Raw genomic sequence first — 19,677 nt, 5'->3', positions numbered from 1 at the left:
GCAGTGACGAAAGGGCCCCCAGGTCGCCAGACCTGGGGGCCCTTCCGTTCACTCGGGTTCCCTGATGATCAGGTCTCCTGATCATCAGGGGTCCTGGCTCACGGTCGACGGTGAGCCAGGACCCCATACGGTGAGCCAGGACGGACGAGGACGTCAGCCGGCGAGGCGCTTCATCGTCTCGACGGTCGTCAGCCGGCCTTCGCGGGTGCCGTCGAGGGGCTGCAGCATGAGGGTGTTCACGCCCGCCTCGGAGAACGCCGCGATCCGCTCGGCCACGTAGGACTCCGGGCCGACCAGGGACGCCGCACGGATCAGCTCGTCGGGGACGGCCGCGGCCGCCTCGTCCTTCTTCCCGTCGAGGTAGAGGTCCTGGATCGTCTTCGCCTCGGCCTCGTAGCCGTAGCGGACGGCGAGGTCGTTGTAGAAGTTCTTGCCGCGCGCACCCATGCCGCCGATGTACAGAGCGAACGCGGGACGCACGAAGTCCAGCAGCGGCTCGACGTCGTCCCCGATGGCGACCGGGACGCCCGTGATGACCTGCAGATCGCCCAGTTCCGGGTCCCGCTTGGCCTTCCCGGCCGCGAGGGAGTCGCCCCACACGGACGCCGCCTTTTCCGGCACGAAGAAGATCGGCTCCCACGCCTCGGCGATCTCGGCGGCGAGCTCGACGTTCTTGGGGCCGAGCGCGGCCAGCATCACCGGGATGCGCTCGCGGACGGGGGTGTTGATGAGCTTCAGCGGCTTGCCCAGGCCGGTGCCCTGGTCGGCCGGCAGCGGGATCGTGTACTTCTTGCCCTGGTGGTCCAGGCGGTCGCGGCGCCACACCTGGCGGCAGATCTCCACGATCTCCCGGGTGCGCTGCAGGGGTGCGTCGTAGGGGACGCCGTGCCAGCCCTCGATGACCTGCGGGCCCGAGGCGCCCAGGCCGAGGGTGAAGCGGCCGCCGGAGACGAAGTCCAGCCCGGCCGCGGTCATGGCCGTCAGCGCCGGCGTCCGGCTGTAGATGGGGAAGATCCCGCTGAGCAGCTCCACGCGCTCCGTGACCGCCGCCAGGTAGCCCAGCTGGCTCACCGCGTCGAACGTGTAGACCTCGGCCACCATGGCCAGGTCGAGACCGGCCGCCTCCAGGTCGCGGATCTCCGCCGCGGTCTCCTGGAACCCACCGCTGTAACTGGCCTGGATGCCGATGCGCACGTGCCCTCCTCGCTGTCGCGGCGCCCTCGTCGGCGCTAGTCGGCACGCTAGCGGCTGGCGGTCCGGCCGGAGTCGTGCGCCCAGGGCCCGGGCGATCGCGCTCGGATCCCTCGTGTCGCGCCGTCCTACTCCCGGAGGCGCCCTTCGACGGGTACCGTCGCCTGAGCTACCGGGGCCCCCCGGGAAGCGGTGCGCCGGCCGGGAGAGAACCGGGTGACGCCTCGTTGACCTGGGTGTCGTCCGCCCCGGTGGACGATCGCCGGCCAGTGGCCGCGTATGTGAGGGACCCGGCTTTGACCGGTCTCCGAGGCGCGGGTATCGTGGTCAGCTGTGCCCAGGGTGCCCTGGGCCTGCTCCCGTTCGCGGTGCGCCTGGATGGCCTTCTGGTCGTCGGGGTCCACCTCCTGGCCATCGCACGAGATGGTGGTCCGGAAGGTGGCGGCGCCGAGTCGCGAGGGGCAACCGAGTTCGGTCCGACATCGGGCCGGTCCCGGGTAGGGCGACACGCCCGACCTCGGGGGCCGGACGGAACGTCGCGGCCGGAGCCGGGAAGTCCTCCAGCAGGACCGGCACCCAGGTACGACCAGCAGAGCACCACGACGTCAGCAATACATCGAAAGCAACACCCCAGCGCAGGTAGGAGATCCAGGCCACCCATGCCCACGATCAACCAGCTGGTCCGCAAGGGCCGCGAGGACAAGGTCGAGAAGACCAAGACTCCGGCGCTCAAGGGTTCGCCCCAGCGCCGCGGAGTCTGCACGCGCGTCTACACGACGACGCCGAAGAAGCCGAACTCGGCGCTGCGCAAGGTCGCCCGCGTCCGGCTGACCAGCGGCATCGAGGTGACCGCCTACATCCCGGGTGTCGGCCACAACCTGCAGGAGCACTCGATGGTGCTCGTGCGTGGTGGTCGCGTGAAGGACCTCCCCGGCGTGCGTTACAAGATCATTCGCGGCTCGCTGGACACCCAGGGTGTCCGCAACCGCAAGCAGGCTCGCAGCAAGTACGGCGCCAAGAAGGAGAAGAGCTAATGCCGCGCAAGGGCCCCGCGCCGAAGCGCCCGCTCGTCGTCGACCCGGTCTACCAGTCGCAGCTCGTCACCCAGCTGGTGAACAAGGTGCTGGTCGACGGCAAGCGCTCGATCGCCGAGGCGATCGTCTACGGCGCCCTCGAGGGTGCCCGCGCCAAGAGCGACACCGACCCGGTCGTCACGCTCAAGCGCGCGCTGGACAACGTGAAGCCGTCCCTCGAGGTCCGCAGCCGCCGTGTCGGTGGTGCGACCTACCAGGTTCCGGTCGAGGTCCGCGCCTCCCGCAGCACCACGCTCGGCCTGCGCTGGCTCATCCAGTACAGCCGCGGCCGCCGCGAGAAGACGATGACCGAGCGCTTGATGAACGAGCTGCTCGACGCGAGCAACGGCCTCGGTGCCGCTGTGAAGCGTCGCGAGGACACGCACAAGATGGCCGAGTCGAACAAGGCCTTCGCGCACTACCGCTGGTGACATCCGTTCACCTGCACCCGCTGCCGGCGGGAAGCCCGGGCGACCCCCGGAACCCGCACGCGGACACGAACGAAGAGGAGTAAGTGATGGCCAACGCGGCCCAGCTCGCCAAGACCCGCAACATCGGGATCATGGCGCACATCGACGCCGGCAAGACCACGACGACGGAGCGCATCCTCTTCTACACCGGTATCAACTACAAGATCGGTGAGGTCCACGACGGCGCGGCCACGATGGACTGGATGGAGCAGGAGCAGGAGCGCGGCATCACCATCACGTCGGCCGCGACGAAGTGCGTCTGGAACGGCTTCGACATCAACATCATCGACACCCCCGGGCACGTCGACTTCACCGTCGAGGTGGAGCGGTCGCTGCGGGTGCTCGACGGTGCCGTCGCCGTCTACGACGGTGTCGCGGGCGTCGAGCCGCAGACCGAGCAGGTGTGGCGGCAGGCCGAGAAGTACGGCGTCCCGCGCATGTGCTTTGTCAACAAGCTCGACCGCACCGGGGCGAACTTCTTCCGCTGCGTCGACATGATGGTCGAGCGGCTGAACGCCAACCCGCTGGTGCTGCAGCTCCCGATCGGCGCCGAGGCCGACTTCGTCGGCGTCGTCGACCTGGTCACGATGAAGGCCCTCACCTGGCGCGGCGAGACCAAGCTCGGTGAGGACTACGCCATCGAGGAGATCCCCGCCGAGCTCGCCGAGCAGGCCGCGGAGTACCGCGAGAAGCTGCTCGAGGGAGTCGCCGAGAACGACGACTCGATCATGGAGTCCTACCTCGCCGGCGAGGAAGTCTCGGTCGAGACGATCAAGGCAGCGATCCGCAAGGCCACGATCGCCGGCCAGGTCAACCCGGTCGTCACCGGTTCCGCGTTCAAGAACAAGGGCGTCCAGCCCATGCTCGACGCGGTCACCGACTACCTGCCCAGCCCGCTCGACATCGAGGCGATCGTCGGCACCGCGCTGGACGGCGAGACCGAGGTCCTGCGGCACGCCGACGAGGACGAGCCGTTCTCGGCGCTGGCCTTCAAGATCCAGACCGACCAGCACCTCGGCAAGCTGACCTACATCCGCGTGTACTCCGGCAAGCTGGACGCCGGGTCCCCGGTGCTGAACAGCACCAAGGACCGCAAGGAGCGGGTCGGCAAGATCTACCAGATGCACGCCAACAAGCGCGAAGAGCGAGGTGGCGTGGGCGCCGGCGAGATCGTCGCCGTCAACGGCATGAAGCAGACGACGACGGGTGACACCCTCTGCGACCCGCAGAAGCCGGTGATCCTCGAGTCGATGACCTTCCCCGCGCCGGTCATCTCGGTCGCGATCGAGCCGAAGACCAAGAGCGACCAGGAGAAGCTGGGCACGGCCATCCAGAAGCTGGCCGAGGAGGACCCGACGTTCCAGGTCCGCCTCGACGAGGAGACCGGTCAGACGGTCATCTCGGGCATGGGTGAGCTGCACCTGGAGATCCTGGTCGACCGGATGCGGCGTGAGTTCAACGTCGAGGCCAACGTCGGCAAGCCGCAGGTGGCCTACCGCGAGACGATCCGCAAGGCCGTCGAGCGCTACGACTACACCCACAAGAAGCAGACGGGTGGCTCGGGCCAGTTCGCGAAGGTGCAGATCGCACTGGAGCCGCTGGCGATGAGCGGGGACTCCGCGACCTACGAGTTCGAGAACAAGGTCACGGGTGGGCGCATCCCGCGCGAGTACATCCCCTCGGTCGACCAGGGCATGCAGGACGCCATGCAGTACGGCGTGCTCGCCGGCTACCCCATGGTCGGCGTCAAGGCATCGCTCCTGGACGGCCAGTACCACGAGGTCGACTCCTCGGAGATGGCCTTCAAGATCGCCGGCTCGATCGCCTTCAAGGAGGCCGCACGCAAGGCCAGCCCGGCCCTGCTCGAGCCGCTGATGGCCGTCGAGGTCGTCACCCCGGAAGAGAACATGGGCGACGTCATCGGCGACCTGAACTCCCGGCGCGGAACCATCCAGGCGATGGACGAGCGCTCCGGCGCCCGCATCGTCAAGGCGCTGGTCCCGCTCTCGGAGATGTTCGGCTACGTGGGTGACCTGCGCAGCCGCACCCAGGGACGGGCGAGCTACACCATGGTGTTCGACTCCTACGCCGAGGTCCCGTCCAACGTGGCCAAGGAGATCATCGCCAAGGTCATGGGCGAGTAGCCCGGCATCACCTGAGCACGTCCCGTACCCCCTAGACACGCGCACGACTGCGAAAGACACGGAGAGAGGAACCCAGTGGCCAAGGCCAAGTTCGAGCGGACCAAGCCGCACGTCAACATCGGCACCATCGGGCACATCGACCATGGGAAGACGACGCTCACCGCGGCGATCACCAAGGTCCTGCACGACAAGTTCCCGAACCTCAACGAGGCGTCGGCGTTCGACCAGATCGACAAGGCGCCCGAGGAGAAGGCTCGTGGCATCACGATCTCGATCGCGCACGTCGAGTACCAGACGGAGAAGCGGCACTACGCGCACGTCGACTGCCCCGGTCACGCCGACTACATCAAGAACATGATCACCGGTGCGGCGCAGATGGACGGCGCGATCCTGGTGGTCGCGGCGACCGACGGCCCCATGCCGCAGACCAAGGAGCACGTCCTCCTGGCCCGCCAGGTCGGTGTCCCCTACATCGTCGTCGCGCTGAACAAGGCCGACATGGTCGACGACGAGGAGATCCTGGAGCTCGTCGAGCTCGAGGTCCGCGAGCTGCTCAGCGAGTACGAGTTCCCGGGCGACGACCTCCCCGTGGTCCGCGTCTCCGCGCTCAAGGCGCTCGAGGGCGACAAGGAGTGGGGCGACAAGCTCATGGAGCTCATGGACGCGGTCGACACCGCGATCCCCGAGCCCGAGCGTGAGATCGACAAGCCGTTCCTCATGCCCGTCGAGGACGTCTTCACGATCACCGGTCGCGGTACCGTCGTCACCGGTCGCGTCGAGCGTGGCATCGTCAAGGTCTCCGAGGAGATCGAGATCGTCGGCATCCGCGAGAACTCGACCAAGACGACCGTCACCGGCGTCGAGATGTTCCGCAAGCTGCTCGACCAGGGTCAGGCCGGCGACAACGTGGGCCTGCTGCTGCGCGGCATCAAGCGCGAGGACGTCGAGCGCGGCCAGGTCGTCGTGAAGCCCGGTTCGATCACCCCGCACACCAACTTCGAGGGTTCGGTCTACATCCTCTCGAAGGACGAGGGTGGCCGTCACACGCCGTTCTTCAACAACTACCGTCCCCAGTTCTACTTCCGGACGACGGACGTGACGGGCGTGGTCACGCTGCCCGCCGGCACCGAGATGGTCATGCCCGGCGACAACACCGAGATGACGGTCGAGCTGATCCAGCCCATCGCCATGGAGGAGGGCCTCCGGTTCGCCATCCGTGAGGGTGGCCGCACCGTGGGCGCCGGTCGCGTCGTCAAGATCAACAAGTAGTACCCCTGACGGGCGGCGGCCTGCAACGGCCGCCGCCCGTCACCCGGGTCAACAGACCCATTCAGCTACTCGAACACCGATCGGCAGGAGCAGAAGACAGCGATGGCGGGACAGAAGATCCGCATCCGGCTGAAGGCCTACGACCACGAGGCGATCGATGCCTCGGCGCGACGCATCGTGGAGACGGTCACGAAGACCGGAGCACGAGTGGTCGGCCCTGTGCCGCTGCCGACGGAGAAGAACGTGTACGCGGTGATCCGTTCGCCGCACAAGTACAAGGACTCGTTCGAGCACTTCGAGATGCGCACGCACAAGCGGCTCATCGACATCCTCGACCCGACGCCGAAGACGGTGGACGCGCTCATGCGCATCGACCTGCCGGCCTCGGTCGACGTCAACATTCAGTAAGGGCAGTCAGCAGACATGGCGAGCACATTTCGCGGTCTCCTCGGCGAGAAGCTGGGGATGACCCAGGTTTTCGACGAGAACAACCGCCTCGTGCCGGTGACCGTCGTCAAGGCGGGCCCGTGTGTGGTGACCCAGGTGCGCACCCCCGAGGTCGACGGCTACTCGGCCGTCCAGCTCGGTTTCGGTGAGATCGACCCGCGCAAGGTGAACCGCCCCGAGGGCGGACACTTCACCAAGGCGGGCGTGACGCCGCGGCGGCACCTGGTGGAACTGCGCACCGAGGACGCCGGCGAGTACACGGTCGGCCAGGAGCTCTCCGCCGAGGTCTTCGACGGCGTGGCCAAGGTCGACGTCATCGGCACCAGCAAGGGCAAGGGCACCGCCGGCGTCATGAAGCGTCACGGCTTCAAGGGCCTCGGCGCGTCGCACGGCACCCAGCGCAAGCACCGGTCTCCCGGTTCCATCGGTGGCGCGTCGACCCCCGGTCGCGTGTTCAAGGGCCTCAAGATGGCCGGCCGCATGGGCCACGTGAGGACGACGACGCTGTCGCTCGTCGTCCACAAGGTGGACACCGAGCGCGGGCTGCTGCTCATCAAGGGTGCTGTTCCCGGCCCGAAGGGTGGCCTCCTCCTCGTCCGTTCCGCGGTCAAGGGCGGCCCCGTGGGGAGTGACAAGAAGTGACGCTTTCATCCACCGAGACGCGTACCGACCGCCAGGTCGACGTCCGCACCCCGGCAGGGGAGACCTCCGGCAGCGTGACGCTGCCCGGTGAGCTCTTCGACGCCAACGCGAACGTCTCCCTGATGCACCAGGTCGTCATCGCCCAGCTGGCCGCGGCCCGCCAGGGCACGCACTCGACGAAGACGCGTGGCCAGGTCAGCGGTGGTGGCGCCAAGCCGTACCGCCAGAAGGGCACCGGCCGCGCCCGTCAGGGCTCGACCCGCGCGCCGCAGTTCGCCGGTGGTGGTGTCGTGTTCGGCCCCACCCCGCGTGACTACACGCAGAAGACCCCGAAGAAGATGAAGGCCGCCGCCCTGCGCGGTGCCCTCTCCGACCGGGCCCGCGAGGGCCGGGTGCACGTGGTCACCGCGTTCGTCGACGGCGACGCCCCCAAGACGAAGACCGCCCTGGCGACGCTCACCGCGGTGACGCAGGCCAAGCGCGTCCTGGTCGTCCTCGACCGCGAGGACGTCCTCAACTGGGTGAGCCTGCGCAACGCGCCGCAGGTGCACCTGATCGAGGCCGGTCAGCTCAACACCTACGACGTCCTGGTCTCCGACGAGGTGGTCTTCACCGAGACCGCGCTCGCCGAGTACGTCGCCGGGCCGGCCAAGGGCAAGGGCCGCGGAGTCGAGAAGCCGGACCTCACGACGCCGGACATCCCGGGTGCGATCCCGTCGATGGAGCTCGACCACGGCACGACCGACCTGGACCTCGCCGCCGAGGCGCCGGCCAAGAAGGCCGCCGCCACGAAGGGTCCGGCCAAGAAGGTCGCTGCCAAGAAGGCTCCGGCCAAGAAGGCCGCTGCGGCCGAGGCGCCGGCGAAGAAGGCCGCTGCCAAGAAGGCTCCCGCCAAGAAGGCGGCGGCTGCTGACGAGACCACCGAGGAGAAGGCATGAGCGTCCGCGACCCCCGGGACGTTCTGCTCTCCCCGGTCATCTCCGAGAAGAGCTACGGCCTGATCGACTCCGGGCAGTACACGTTCATCGTGCTGCCCGAGGCGAACAAGACCCAGATCAAGATCGCGGTCGAGCAGATCTTCAACGTGAAGGTCCTCGGCGTGAACACGATCAACCGCCAGGGCAAGCGCAAGCGCAGCCGGGGCACGCAGATGGGCAAGCGCAAGGACACCAAGCGCGCCATCGTCTCGCTCGCCCCTGGCGAGCGCATCGAGATCTTCGGGGGCCCGGGCGCCTGACGCGCTCGGACCACTGACCGGACCAGAGAGAACAGACAGGGACTCTGAGGAACCATGGCCATCCGTAAGTACAAGCCGACGACGCCGGGCCGCCGCGGCTCGTCCGTCGCCGACTTCGCCGAGGTCACCCGCGACCATCCCGAGAAGTCGCTGGTCCGGCCGTTGCACGGCCGCGGTGGACGCAACGTCCACGGCAAGGTCACCGCTCGCCACCAGGGCGGCGGTCACAAGCGCGCCTACCGTCTCATCGACTTCCGTCGGGCGGACAAGGACGGCGTGCCGGCGAAGGTCGCGCACATCGAGTACGACCCGAACCGCACCTCGCGGATCGCACTGCTGCACTTTGCCGACGGCGAGAAGCGCTACATCATCGCGCCGGCGAAGCTCAAGCAGGGCGACACCGTCGAGTGCGGTCCCTCGGCCGACATCAAGCCCGGCAACAACCTGCCGCTGCGCAACATCCCGGTCGGCACGGTGATCCACGCGATCGAGCTCCGTCCCGGTGGCGGTGCCAAGATCGCCCGCTCCGCGGGAACCAGCGTCCAGTTGGTCGCCCGTGAGGGCCGGCTGGCTCAGCTGCGCATGCCGTCGGGCGAGATCCGCAACGTCGACGTGCGCTGCCGCGCCACCGTCGGCGAGGTGGGCAACGCCGAGCAGTCCAACATCAACTGGGGCAAGGCCGGTCGCATGCGCTGGAAGGGCAAGCGCCCGACCGTCCGCGGTGTCGCCATGAACCCGGTCGACCACCCGCACGGTGGTGGTGAGGGCAAGACGTCCGGTGGACGTCACCCGGTGAACCCGAAGGGCAAGCCGGAGGGCCGTACGCGCAAGCGCAAGGCCAGTGACGCCATGATCGTGCGCCGCCGGCGCGCCAACAAGAAGCGCTGAGCGGGAAGAGGAGTCCGACAGACATGCCACGCAGCCTGAAGAAGGGCCCGTTCGTCGACGACCACCTGCTCAAGAAGGTGGACGTCCAGAACGAAAAGGGCACCAAGAACGTGATCCGCACCTGGTCGCGTCGCTCGACGATCATCCCCGACATGCTCGGGCACACGCTCGCCGTGCACGACGGCCGCAAGCACGTCCCGGTCTTCGTGACCGAGGCGATGGTCGGGCACAAGCTCGGCGAGTTCGCGCCCACGCGCACCTTCCGTGGGCACATCAAGGACGACCGCCGCTCGCGGCGGGGCTGACCAGGTAGAGAGAGATTTCGATGACTTCCCAGTTGGGACAGGAGGCGCCGGTCGCCCGGGCTACGGCCCGGTTCGTCCGCGTGACTCCCATGAAGGCCCGCCGGGTGGTGGACCTGATCCGCTACCTGCCGACCGATGAGGCTCTGGCTCTGCTGCGCTACGCACCGCAGAGCGCCAGCGAGCCGGTGGCCAAGGTGGTCGCCAGCGCGGTGGCCAACGCCGAGCACAACCTGCAGCTGGACCCGGCCGCACTGGTCGTCAGCGCTGCCTACGTCGACGAGGGCCCGACGCTGAAGCGGATCCGTCCGCGTGCGCAGGGGCGTGCGTTCCGCATCAACAAGCGGACCAGCCACATCACCGTCGAGGTGAGCGAGGTCGCCTCCAGCGACGTCCTCGCGCAGAAGTCGCGCAAGGCTCGCCGGGACACCGGCCAGTCCGGCCCGGCGACCCAGCAGACCGGCAATCAGTCAGCCACTTCCAGGCAGAGCAACACGAGGGGAGGGACCCGCTAGTGGGTCAGAAGGTCAACCCGCACGGTTTCCGACTCGGGATCACCACCGACTACAAGTCCCGGTGGTACGCGGACAAGCTGTACGCCGACTACGTCAAGGAAGACGTCGCGATCCGCAAGCTCATGTCCAAGGGCATGGAGCGGGCCGGCATCTCCAAGGTCGAGATCGAGCGCACCCGTGACCGGGTTCGCGTCGACATCCACACCGCCCGGCCGGGCATCGTCATCGGCCGTCGCGGCGCGGAGGCCGACCGCATCCGCGGCGAGCTCGAGAAGCTCACCGGCAAGCAGGTGCAGCTGAACATCCTCGAGGTCAAGAACCCCGAGTCCGATGCCCAGCTCGTCGCCCAGGGCGTGGCGGAGCAGCTCTCCAGCCGCGTCAGCTTCCGCCGTGCCATGCGCAAGGCCATGCAGTCGGCCCAGCGCAGCCCGCAGGTGAAGGGCATCCGGGTGCAGTGCTCCGGGCGTCTGGGCGGCACGGAGATGAGCCGGTCGGAGTTCTACCGCGAGGGCCGGGTGCCCCTGCACACGCTCCGCGCGAACATCGACTACGGCATCTACGAGGCCCGCACGACCTTCGGCCGCATCGGTGTGAAGGTCTGGATCTACAAGGGTGACGTCAGTGGCTCGCGCGCCGAGCGTGCGGCCCTCGAGGCGCTCGCCGACCGTCAGCAGCGTCGTGAGCGGGCCCAGCGCCCGCAGCGTCGTTCGGGCTCGTCGGGCACCACCGCCGGCGGCACCGAGGCCGGGCGCGCAGCGGTCGAGTCGTCGACCGGTCCTGTCGCGGAGGCTCCTGAGGGCACCACGCCCGACAGTGTCATCGCGGTGACCTCCGGCGAGGTCGCTCCCGAGACCACCGTCGCCGAGGTCGCCGGTCCGGAGGCCACTGCGGCCGCCGAGACCACGGCCACCGAGAGCGCGGCCGCCGAGACCACGGCGACCGAGCCCACGGCGACCGAGAACACGGAGAGCTGAGCCATGCTCATCCCACGGCGCGTCAAGCACCGCAAGCAGCACCACCCGGACCGCGGCGGCAAGGCCAAGGGCGGGACGGCGATCAACTTCGGTGAGTTCGCCATCCAGGCCCTCGAGCCCGCCTACGTGACCAACCGGCAGATCGAGTCCGCTCGTATCGCCATGACCCGTCACATCAAGCGTGGCGGCAAGGTGTGGATCTCGATCTACCCGGACCGTCCGCTGACCAAGAAGCCTGCCGAGACCCGCATGGGTTCGGGTAAGGGCTCCCCGGAGTGGTGGGTCGCCAACGTCAAGCCCGGCCGGATCATGTTCGAGCTGTCCGGTGTGGCCGAGCCCGTGGCCCGCGAGGCCATGCGCCGCGCGATCCACAAGCTCCCGATGAAGTGCCGCTTCATCACGCGTGAAGGAGAAGTGTGATGGCCGCCGGTCTGACCGCTCCCGAGCTGCGCGAGCTCTCTGCCGACGAGCTCGCCACGCGGCTGCGTGAGCACAAGGAAGAACTGTTCAACCTGCGGTTCCAGGTGGCCACCGGCCAGCTGGACAACAACCGGCGACTGCAGACCGTCCGCCGCGACATCGCCCGGATCTACACGATCATGCGCGAGCGCGAGCTGGGTCTCTCGGTCGCCCCGAATGAGGGTGTGGCATGAGCGAGACCCAGGAAGCGTCGGGCCCCGGCCTGGCCGGTCGCGGGTACCGCAAGGTGCGCGAGGGCCTGGTCGTCAGCGACAAGATGGAGAAGACCATCGTCGTCGAGGTCGAGGACCGTGTGAAGCACGCCCTCTACGCCAAGGTCATCCGTCGTACGACGAAGCTCAAGGTGCATGACGAGCAGAACGTCGCCGGCATCGGCGACCGCGTGCAGATCATGGAGACCCGTCCGACGTCGGCCACCAAGCGGTGGCGGCTCGTGACGGTCGTCGAGAAGGCCAAGTGAGCGGCGGCCCTCCGGGGCCGTAGCACGAAGCCAGAGCGGTACGCGTACTCTGGACGACTGGCGCGCATCGCACCCTCATCGGGGGTGCGCGCCGCATCCCGGTACCTCGTGCTTCGGACGCACCGGTGGCACTCGCCGCCGGTGCGTCGGCACGCGGGTTCCGGACAGCCGGTTCACCGATCCGGCCCGGCTGTCACAACAAGAATTGGGAGTTGGACGTGATCCAGCAGGAGTCGCGACTGCGAGTCGCCGACAACACCGGTGCGAAGGAGATCCTCTGCATCCGGGTGCTCGGCGGTTCCGGGCGACGCTACGCGGGCATCGGCGACATCATCGTCGGAACCGTCAAGGACGCGCTGCCCGGTGCCGGCGTCAAGAAGGGCGACGTGGTCAAGGCCGTCGTCGTCCGCACCGTGAAGGAGCGCCGTCGTCCCGACGGTTCCTACATCCGCTTCGACGAGAACGCCGCGGTCATCATCCGCGACACCGGCGACCCGCGCGGTACGCGCATCTTCGGCCCCGTGGGCCGCGAGCTCCGCGACAAGCGCTTCATGCGGATCATCTCGCTCGCACCGGAGGTGCTGTGATCATGGCTACCCACACGAACGGCGGCACCAAGAAGAGCGCCGGCAAGACGCCGTCGATGAAGGTCAAGAAGGGCGACACCGTCCTCGTGCTGTCCGGCAAGGACAAGGGCGCCAAGGGCCGTGTCATCGCCTCCTTCCCGAAGGTCCAGCGCGTGCTGGTCGAGGGAGTCGGCCGGGTCAAGAAGCACACCCGCATCAGCTCCACCCAGCGCGGCGCCCAGCAGGGCGGGATCGTCACGCAGGAGGCTCCCATCCACGTGAGCAACGTGATGGTGATCGACTCCGAGGACAAGCCCACCCGCGTCGGCTACCGCAAGGACGACAACGGCCGCAACGTCCGCGTCTCGCGGCGAACCGGTAAGGACCTCTGAACGTCATGAGCGCACCCACCCGCGAGCTGCCCCGCATGCTCGCCAACTACCGCGAGAACATCGCCCCCGCGCTGCAGTCGGAGTTCAACTACGACAACGTCATGCAGATCCCGCGGCTGACGAAGATCGTCGTCAACATGGGCGTCGGCGAGGCCACCCGCGACGCCAAGCTGATGGACGGCGCCGTCCGCGACCTCACCGCGATCACCGGTCAGAAGCCGGCCGTCGTCCGGGCCCGCAAGTCCATCGCGCAGTTCAAGCTGCGCGAGGGCATGCCGATCGGCGCGAAGGTCACCCTCCGCGGCGACCGCATGTGGGAGTTCCTGGACCGGCTGCTGTCGCTGGCCCTGCCCCGTATCCGTGACTTCCGTGGCCTCAACGCCAAGCAGTTCGACGGCCACGGCAACTACACCTTCGGTCTCAACGAGCAGTCGATGTTCCGCGAGATCGACGTCGACCGGATCGACCGGCAGCGCGGCATGGACATCACGCTGGTCACCACCGCCACGAACGACGACGAGGGCCGCGAGCTGCTCCGCCAGCTGGGGTTCCCCTTCGCCGGTCAGCCCGTCGTGGCCACCATCCGCTGAGCCGGTAGGAGAAACCAATGGCCAAGAAGGCTCTGATCGAGAAGGCGAACCGCAAGCCGAAGTTCAAGGTTCGCGGCTACACCCGTTGCCAGCGGTGCGGTCGCCCGCACTCGGTCTTCCGCAAGTTCGGCCTCTGCCGGATCTGCCTGCGGGAGATGGCGCACGCCGGGGAGCTCCCGGGCGTCCGCAAGTCCAGCTGGTGAAGGACCCCGTCCTCCGGACGGGGCCGATCCAGCACGTCACCACCGGCCGGGGCACTTGCCCGGGCCGCACCACAGCTCCACCGTTCGCCGATAGGCCCACGACCACCGTCTCACCGGGAAACGTGCGGAACCGCGGCGAGAGAGGCACCACACCATGACGATGACCGACCCGATCGCGGACATGCTGACGCGGCTGCGGAACGCCAACCAGGCGTACCACGACGCAGCGGCCATGCCGTCGTCGAAGTTGAAGACGAAGATCGCCGAGATCCTCCAGCAGGAGGGCTACATCGCCGGCTGGACCGTCAACGACATCGAGAAGGACGGCAGCACCTTCAAGCAGCTCGTGATCGACCTGAAGTACGGCCCCAACCGTGAGCGGAGCATCGCCGGTGTCCGGCGGGTCTCCAAGCCCGGTCTGCGGGTGTACGCGAAGTCCACCGCACTGCCCAAGGTGCTCGGCGGTCTCGGCGTGGCGATCATCTCGACCTCCACCGGGCTGCTGACCGACAAGCAGGCGAACAAGAAGGGCGTGGGTGGGGAAGTCCTCGCCTACGTCTGGTAACGGAGCGAGCGAAGATGTCACGAATCGGACGACTCCCGATCCCCGTGCCCACCGGCGTGGACGTCGCCATCGACGGTCAGACGGTCAACGTCAAGGGCCCCAAGGGCTCGCTGAGCCACACGGTCGCCGCGCCCATCACGGTGGAGCGCGACGAGGACGGCACGCTGAAGGTTCAGCGGCCCAACGACGAGCGGCAGAGCCGGGCCCTGCACGGCCTCTCGCGCACGTTGATCGCCAACATGATCACCGGCGTCACCGAGGGGTACACCAAGACCCTCGAGATCGTCGGTGTCGGTTACCGCGTCCAGGCACGCGGCTCGGACCTCGAGTTCGCCCTGGGCTTCAGTCACCCGGTGCCGGTGAAGGCCCCCGAGGGGATCTCCTTCGCGGTCGAGTCCCCGACCCGCCTGCGGGTGACCGGGATCGACAAGCAGCAAGTCGGCGAGGTCGCCGCCAAGATCCGCAAGATCCGCAAGCCCGACCCGTACAAGGGCAAGGGCGTGCGGTATCAGGGCGAGGTCGTCAAGCGCAAGGTCGGGAAGACGGGCAAGTGATGGCTCAGGCAGCTAAGAACGAGAAGGCCGGGGCCCGCAAGCCCGTCGGCACCGACATCAGCACGGCGCGCCGCGTCTCGCGGCTGCGTCGCCACAACCGGCTGCGCAAGCGCGTCTCCGGTACGCCGGAGCGTCCGCGCCTGGTGGTCAACCGCAGCGCGCGGCACATCCACGTGCAGCTGGTGGACGACACGGCCGGCCGCACGCTGGCCAGCGCCTCGACGATGGACGCCGGCCTGCGTGGTGCCGACGGCGACAAGTCCGCTCTGGCCCGCCAGGTCGGCGCCCTGATCGCCGACCGGGCCAAGGCCGCCGGCGTCACTGCGGTCGTCCTCGACCGTGGCGGCAACCGGTACGCCGGGCGGATCGCCGCCCTGGCCGATGCGGCCCGCGAGGGCGGGCTGGACTTCTGATGACTGACAAGCTGATCGAGAGGGACGTCTGATGCCAGGACCACAGCGACGCGGCGGTGGCGCCGGCGGTGCCGGTGGCGCCGGCGGCGGCAACGACCGCCGCGACCGCCGCGACGGCGGTCGGGGCCCCGGAGGCGCGCCCGCCGAGAAGAGCAACTACATCGAGCGCGTGGTTGCCATCAACCGCGTGTCCAAGGTCGTCAAGGGCGGTCGGCGCTTCAGCTTCACTGCCCTGGTGATCGTGGGTGACGGCGACGGCAAGGTCGGCGTCGGCTACGGCAAGGCCAAGGAGGTGCCCGCGGCGATCGCCAAGGGCGTCGAGGAGGCCAAGAAGCACTTCTACAACGTGCCGCGCATCGCCAGCACCATCCCCCACCCGGTGCAGGGTGAGGCGGCGGCCGGTGTGGTGCTGCTCAAGCCGGCCAGCCCCGGTACCGGCGTCATCGCCGGTGGCCCGGTGCGTGCCGTGCTCGAGTGCGCCGGGATCCACGACGTGCTCTCCAAGAGTCTCGGGTCCTCGAACCCGATCAACATCGTGCACGCCACGATGCAGGCGCTGAAGGACCTCGTCCGCCCCGAGGAGATCGCGGCCCGCCGTGGTCTGCCCCTCGAGGACGTCGCCCCGGCCGCCATGCTCCGTGCGCGTGCCGGCCAGGGAGCCTGAGATGGCACAGATCAAGGTCACCCAGATCAAGTCCGGGATCGGCACCAAGCCGAACCAGCGTCAGACGCTGCGTTCGCTCGGCCTGAAGCGGATCCACGACTCGGTCGTGCAGGAGGACCGTCCCGAGATCCGCGGGATGGTCGCGACGGTGCCGCACCTCGTGCGCGTCGAAGAAGTATGAGGGATTGACACACCATGACTCTGAAGGTTCACCACCTGCGTCCCGCCCCCGGCGCCCACACCCCGAAGACGCGAGTCGGGCGTGGTGAGGGCTCCAAGGGCAAGACCGCCGGTCGCGGCACCAAGGGCACCGGAGCGCGCGGCAACACCTCCGCCCGCTTCGAGGGTGGGCAGACCCCGCTGCACATGCGGCTGCCCAAGCTCTCGGGCTTCAAGAACAACAACAAGATCGTGTTCCAGGTCGTGAACCTCGACCGGATCGCGGCGCTGTTCCCGCAGGGCGGTTCGATCAACCCGGACAGCCTGGCCGAGGCCGGCGCCGTCCGGCGCAACCAGCCGGTCAAGGTCCTGGGCACCGGCGATCTCGGCGGTGTCGAGGTCCACGTGCACGCGCACGCGTTCTCCGCGTCCGCCGCCGAGAAGATCGGCGCGGCCGGAGGCAGCACGACCCGCATCTGAAGGACCTCTGCCCCTCACCACAGGCAGGATTGACGGCCGCCCTGCAGGGGCCCGCCGCGAGCCTGCGAGTGGTGGGGGGCAGGGTGGTCCTTACACTCACTCGACCGATAAGGGGAGGGCACGTGCTGCAGGCGTTCGCCGCGGCGTTCCGGACGCCAGACCTCCGGCGCAAGCTGCTGTTCTCCCTGGCGATGATCGCCGTCTACCGGCTGGGTGCGTCAGTCCCCGGGCCGGGTGTGTCGGTCGAGGCGATCAACAACTGCCTCGAGCAGGCCCAGGCCTCCGACCAGCGCGACATCTACTCGCTGGTGAACCTGTTCTCCGGCGGTGCGCTGCTGCGCCTGAGCGTCTTCGCGCTCGGGATCATGCCGTACATCACGGCCAGCATCATCGTGCAGCTGCTCGTCGTCGTGATCCCGCGGTTCGAGCAGCTGAAGAAGGAAGGGCAGTCGGGTCAGGCAAAGCTGACCCAGTACACCCGCTACCTGACGATCGCGCTGGCGATCCTGCAGAGCACGGGCATCATCGCCCTGGCCCGCAGCGGCCAGCTGTTCCCCGGTTGCCCCGACTCGATCATCCCGTCGGAGTCGGTGTGGACGACGGTGGTCCTCGTCATCGCCCTCACCGCCGGCACAGCCATGATCATGTGGCTCGGCGAGCTCCTGACGGAGAAGGGGATCGGCAACGGCATGTCGTTGCTGATCTTCACCTCGATCGCGGCACGCATCCCGGCCGAGGGCGGTTCGATCCTGCAGACCCGCGGCGGCGTCGTCTTCGCCGTCGTCTGCGTCATCGCGGTCCTGATCATCGGCGTCGTCGTCTACGTCGAACAGGCCCAGCGGCGGATCCCCGTCCAGTACGCCAAGCGGATGGTCGGCCGCCGCATGTACGGCGGCACGTCGACCTACCTGCCGCTGAAGGTCAACCAGGCCGGCGTCATCCCGGTCATCTTCGCCTCGTCGCTGCTCTACCTGCCGCAGCTGATCACCCAGCTGCAGGGGAACGAGACGGGCCCGGTGCGGCAGTTCTTCGAGAACTACATCATCGACCAGAGCAGTCCCGTCCACGTCGCCTTCTACTTCGGCCTGATCGTCTTCTTCACGTACTTCTACGTGTCGATCACGTTCAACCCGGAGGAGCGGGCCGACGACATGAAGCGCTACGGCGGCTTCATCCCCGGCATCCGTCCCGGCCGCCCGACCGCGGAGTACCTGCAGTACGTGCTGTCGCGGATCACGCTCCCGGGTTCGCTGTACCTCGGCACGGTGGCCGTCCTGCCCAACCTGTTCCTGTCGATCACGCAGTCGGGGCAGAACCAGAACTTCCCGTTCGGCGGGACCGCGGTGCTGATCATGGTCGGAGTGGGGTTGGAGACGGTGAAGCAGATCGAGACGCAACTCAATCAGCGCAACTACGAAGGGTTCCTGAAGTAGTGCGCGTCGTGCTGCTGGGCCCCCCCGGAGCAGGCAAGGGCACCCAGGCGCAGATCATCGCCGGCAAGCTGAACGTGCCGGCGATCTCCACCGGCGACATCTTCCGGGCGAACGTGAGCGGCAAGACCGAGCTCGGGCTGAAGGTGAAGGAGTACCTGGACGCCGGGGATCTCGTGCCCGACGAGATCACCGTGGCCATGGTCAAGGACCGGCTCGCCGAGCCCGATGCCAAGGCCGGGTTCCTGCTCGACGGCTTCCCCCGGTCGATCCCCCAGTCGGAGCAGCTGCGCGAGTCGCTCGCCGAGCTCGGCCACTCCCTCGACCGGGTGCTCGAGCTCGTGGTCGACGAGGACGAGCTGGTCCGCCGGCTCTCCGGCCGCCGGATGCTCGTCGACGGCGAGATGATCCAGCGCGACGACGACAAGCCCGAGACCGTGCGGCATCGGCTGCAGGTCTACCGGGAACAGACCGAACCTCTCTCCGGCTTCTACGAGGCAGCAGGCCTGCTCTCCCGCATCGACGCGATCGGTGAGGTCGAGGAGGTCACCGCCCGGGCGCTGAAGGCGCTGGGCGTGGACGACGCCGGGCAGCCGAGCGCGGACTGAGGGGCGGGCCAGTCGTGGCCGGACGCTATCCCGGTCTCCGCGCCCGTCTCCCGCTGCTCGCGAAGTGGAGTGGACGCATGATCCAGATCAAGACCGCGCACGAGATCGAGCTGATGCGGGCCTCCGGGCTGGTGACGGCGGGAGCCATCGCTGCGGTCAAAGCGGCAGTCCGCCCGGGTGTCAGCACCGGCGAGCTGGACGCGGTCGCCGAGGACCACATCCGGTCCAAGGGCGCGATCCCGAACTTCCTCGGCTACCACGGGTTCACCGGCACGATCTGCGCGTCGATCAACCACGAGATCGTGCACGGGATCCCCGACCCCGACCGCCGGCTGGCCGAGGGCGACAACATCTCCATCGACTGCGGGGCGATCCTGCAGGGCTGGCACAGCGACTCCGCGGTGACGGTGACGGTGGGGGAGTCGTCGGCCCAGGACGCCGCGCTGCTCGAGGTCACCGAGCGCTCCATGTGGGCGGGCCTGGCGAAGGCGATCGCCGGCGGCCGGCTGACCGACATCAGCGCCGCCGTGGAACAGACGATCACCGCCGAGTCCCACCCGTACGGGATCGTCGACCACTACGGCGGCCACGGCATCGGCACCGAGATGCACCAGGACCCGCACGTGCTCAACTACGGGCGTCCCGGCCGCGGGCCGAAGCTGGTCCCCGGGCTGGCCCTGGCCATCGAGCCGATGGTGACCGTGGGCGACCCGGCGACGGTCGAGCTCGAGGACGGCTGGACCGTCGTCACCAAGGACGGGTCCCGCGCCGCACACTTCGAGCACACCGTGGCCATCACGCCCGAGGGTCCCTGGGTCCTCACCGCCGAGGACGGCGGCATCGCGGGCCTCGCCCCGTTCGGGGTCACGGCCCGCAGCTAGCGGCCATGACGGCCGTCACCCGGAGGCGGGTTGGTGGCCGGTGAGAGGCCGGGGTACAGTGAACGACGGCGTTCGCGCCG

Annotated in this window: 28 protein-coding genes and 1 pseudogene; 28 read left to right on the top strand and 1 reads right to left on the bottom strand. The window is 68.5% G+C overall.

Translation table 11 applies throughout. The annotated features are described in order from the left end of the window. Positions 1-153: 153 nt before the first annotated feature. Entirely contained in the window at positions 154-1,194 is a 1,041-nt protein-coding gene (locus E4P38_RS11105; protein WP_135131879.1) for an LLM class F420-dependent oxidoreductase, read from the bottom strand. A gap of 656 nt (positions 1,195-1,850) precedes the next feature. Here E4P38_RS11105 and rpsL point away from each other — a divergent pair. From rpsL to map, 28 genes and pseudogenes are all read left to right on the top strand, one after another. Beyond that, positions 1,851-2,225, top strand: a complete 375-nt coding sequence (gene rpsL / locus E4P38_RS11100) for a 30S ribosomal protein S12 (RefSeq protein ID WP_135131878.1) — start codon at positions 1,851-1,853, stop codon at positions 2,223-2,225. Next, positions 2,225-2,695: a 30S ribosomal protein S7 gene (gene rpsG / locus E4P38_RS11095; RefSeq protein WP_135131877.1), complete on the top strand. Its 471-nt coding sequence runs from the start codon at positions 2,225-2,227 to the stop codon at positions 2,693-2,695. Before rpsL ends, rpsG begins: the two co-directional genes overlap by 1 nt. Before the next feature lie 86 nt (positions 2,696-2,781). Continuing rightward, positions 2,782-4,878 carry an elongation factor G gene (fusA, locus tag E4P38_RS11090; protein ID WP_135131876.1) on the top strand — a complete coding sequence of 699 codons (2,097 nt, stop codon included), beginning with the start codon at positions 2,782-2,784 and terminating at the stop codon, positions 4,876-4,878. A gap of 75 nt (positions 4,879-4,953) precedes the next feature. After that, on the top strand, positions 4,954-6,147 hold the full coding sequence (gene tuf, locus E4P38_RS11085) for an elongation factor Tu (RefSeq protein ID WP_135131875.1): 1,194 nt from the start codon (positions 4,954-4,956) through the stop codon (positions 6,145-6,147). Positions 6,148-6,249: 102 nt separating this feature from the next. Then, complete coding sequence (gene rpsJ / locus E4P38_RS11080) at positions 6,250-6,555, top strand: 30S ribosomal protein S10 (RefSeq protein WP_014377994.1); 306 nt, start codon at positions 6,250-6,252, stop codon at positions 6,553-6,555. A gap of 15 nt (positions 6,556-6,570) precedes the next feature. Further along, complete coding sequence (gene rplC / locus E4P38_RS11075; protein ID WP_135131874.1) at positions 6,571-7,236, top strand: 50S ribosomal protein L3; 666 nt, start codon at positions 6,571-6,573, stop codon at positions 7,234-7,236. Continuing rightward, on the top strand, positions 7,233-8,174 hold the full coding sequence (rplD, locus tag E4P38_RS11070; protein ID WP_135131873.1) for a 50S ribosomal protein L4: 942 nt from the start codon (positions 7,233-7,235) through the stop codon (positions 8,172-8,174). The genes rplC and rplD overlap by 4 nt, the downstream gene beginning before the upstream one ends. Further along, positions 8,171-8,473 (top strand): 50S ribosomal protein L23, encoded by a 303-nt coding sequence (gene rplW, locus E4P38_RS11065; protein WP_135131872.1) that lies wholly within the window; start codon positions 8,171-8,173, stop codon positions 8,471-8,473. Before rplD ends, rplW begins: the two co-directional genes overlap by 4 nt. A gap of 54 nt (positions 8,474-8,527) precedes the next feature. Further along, positions 8,528-9,361 (top strand): 50S ribosomal protein L2, encoded by an 834-nt coding sequence (gene rplB, locus E4P38_RS11060; protein ID WP_135131871.1) that lies wholly within the window; start codon positions 8,528-8,530, stop codon positions 9,359-9,361. 23 nt (positions 9,362-9,384) lie between these two features. Further along, positions 9,385-9,666: a 30S ribosomal protein S19 gene (gene rpsS / locus E4P38_RS11055; RefSeq protein ID WP_135131870.1), complete on the top strand. Its 282-nt coding sequence runs from the start codon at positions 9,385-9,387 to the stop codon at positions 9,664-9,666. 20 nt (positions 9,667-9,686) lie between these two features. Next, a pseudogene (rplV, locus tag E4P38_RS11050) lies at positions 9,687-10,034 on the top strand (50S ribosomal protein L22); the annotation flags it as partial. A 143-nt stretch (positions 10,035-10,177) separates the two neighbouring features. Then, positions 10,178-11,152, top strand: coding sequence for a 30S ribosomal protein S3 (rpsC, locus tag E4P38_RS23530; RefSeq protein WP_135131868.1), 975 nt, complete (start codon positions 10,178-10,180; stop codon positions 11,150-11,152). 3 nt (positions 11,153-11,155) lie between these two features. Continuing rightward, entirely contained in the window at positions 11,156-11,572 is a 417-nt protein-coding gene (rplP, locus tag E4P38_RS11040) for a 50S ribosomal protein L16 (protein ID WP_135131867.1), read from the top strand. Beyond that, entirely contained in the window at positions 11,572-11,805 is a 234-nt protein-coding gene (rpmC, locus tag E4P38_RS11035) for a 50S ribosomal protein L29 (protein WP_093578194.1), read from the top strand. The genes rplP and rpmC overlap by 1 nt, the downstream gene beginning before the upstream one ends. Beyond that, on the top strand, positions 11,802-12,092 hold the full coding sequence (gene rpsQ / locus E4P38_RS11030; RefSeq protein ID WP_029340042.1) for a 30S ribosomal protein S17: 291 nt from the start codon (positions 11,802-11,804) through the stop codon (positions 12,090-12,092). Before rpmC ends, rpsQ begins: the two co-directional genes overlap by 4 nt. 218 nt (positions 12,093-12,310) lie before the next feature. Further along, positions 12,311-12,679, top strand: coding sequence for a 50S ribosomal protein L14 (rplN, locus tag E4P38_RS11025; protein ID WP_135131866.1), 369 nt, complete (start codon positions 12,311-12,313; stop codon positions 12,677-12,679). A 56-nt stretch (positions 12,680-12,735) separates the two neighbouring features. Continuing rightward, positions 12,736-13,050, top strand: a complete 315-nt coding sequence (gene rplX / locus E4P38_RS11020) for a 50S ribosomal protein L24 (RefSeq protein WP_135131947.1) — start codon at positions 12,736-12,738, stop codon at positions 13,048-13,050. 35 nt (positions 13,051-13,085) lie between these two features. Further along, positions 13,086-13,640 (top strand): 50S ribosomal protein L5, encoded by a 555-nt coding sequence (rplE, locus tag E4P38_RS11015; RefSeq protein ID WP_245160957.1) that lies wholly within the window; start codon positions 13,086-13,088, stop codon positions 13,638-13,640. Between the two features lie 17 nt (positions 13,641-13,657). Further along, the gene (locus E4P38_RS11010) at positions 13,658-13,843 is read left to right on the top strand and encodes a type Z 30S ribosomal protein S14 (RefSeq protein WP_135131864.1); all 186 of its coding nucleotides are present in this window, start codon (positions 13,658-13,660) and stop codon (positions 13,841-13,843) included. Between the two features lie 154 nt (positions 13,844-13,997). Continuing rightward, positions 13,998-14,408 carry a 30S ribosomal protein S8 gene (gene rpsH / locus E4P38_RS11005; RefSeq protein ID WP_135131863.1) on the top strand — a complete coding sequence of 137 codons (411 nt, stop codon included), beginning with the start codon at positions 13,998-14,000 and terminating at the stop codon, positions 14,406-14,408. Between the two features lie 14 nt (positions 14,409-14,422). After that, the gene (rplF, locus tag E4P38_RS11000) at positions 14,423-14,962 is read left to right on the top strand and encodes a 50S ribosomal protein L6 (RefSeq protein ID WP_135131862.1); all 540 of its coding nucleotides are present in this window, start codon (positions 14,423-14,425) and stop codon (positions 14,960-14,962) included. Beyond that, entirely contained in the window at positions 14,962-15,375 is a 414-nt protein-coding gene (gene rplR, locus E4P38_RS10995) for a 50S ribosomal protein L18 (protein ID WP_135131861.1), read from the top strand. Before rplF ends, rplR begins: the two co-directional genes overlap by 1 nt. Positions 15,376-15,406: 31 nt before the next feature. Further along, a complete protein-coding gene (rpsE, locus tag E4P38_RS10990; protein WP_135131860.1) occupies positions 15,407-16,039 on the top strand; it encodes a 30S ribosomal protein S5 in 633 nt (210 codons plus the stop codon). A gap of 1 nt (position 16,040) precedes the next feature. Further along, positions 16,041-16,220, top strand: a complete 180-nt coding sequence (gene rpmD / locus E4P38_RS10985; RefSeq protein WP_135131859.1) for a 50S ribosomal protein L30 — start codon at positions 16,041-16,043, stop codon at positions 16,218-16,220. A 14-nt stretch (positions 16,221-16,234) separates the two neighbouring features. Continuing rightward, positions 16,235-16,678 carry a 50S ribosomal protein L15 gene (gene rplO, locus E4P38_RS10980; protein ID WP_135131858.1) on the top strand — a complete coding sequence of 148 codons (444 nt, stop codon included), beginning with the start codon at positions 16,235-16,237 and terminating at the stop codon, positions 16,676-16,678. Between the two features lie 122 nt (positions 16,679-16,800). Then, positions 16,801-18,111 carry a preprotein translocase subunit SecY gene (gene secY / locus E4P38_RS10975; protein WP_135131857.1) on the top strand — a complete coding sequence of 437 codons (1,311 nt, stop codon included), beginning with the start codon at positions 16,801-16,803 and terminating at the stop codon, positions 18,109-18,111. Next, the gene (locus tag E4P38_RS10970; protein ID WP_135131856.1) at positions 18,111-18,716 is read left to right on the top strand and encodes an adenylate kinase; all 606 of its coding nucleotides are present in this window, start codon (positions 18,111-18,113) and stop codon (positions 18,714-18,716) included. Before secY ends, E4P38_RS10970 begins: the two co-directional genes overlap by 1 nt. 77 nt (positions 18,717-18,793) lie before the next feature. Then, positions 18,794-19,597 carry a type I methionyl aminopeptidase gene (gene map, locus E4P38_RS10965; RefSeq protein ID WP_135131855.1) on the top strand — a complete coding sequence of 268 codons (804 nt, stop codon included), beginning with the start codon at positions 18,794-18,796 and terminating at the stop codon, positions 19,595-19,597. Positions 19,598-19,677 lie beyond the last annotated feature (80 nt).

Origin of the sequence: Blastococcus sp. CT_GayMR16 (assembly GCF_004570875.1) — a bacterium.
In the GTDB taxonomy this organism is placed as follows: domain Bacteria; phylum Actinomycetota; class Actinomycetes; order Mycobacteriales; family Geodermatophilaceae; genus Blastococcus_B.
This window is presented reverse-complemented; position numbering and strand designations above follow the sequence as displayed.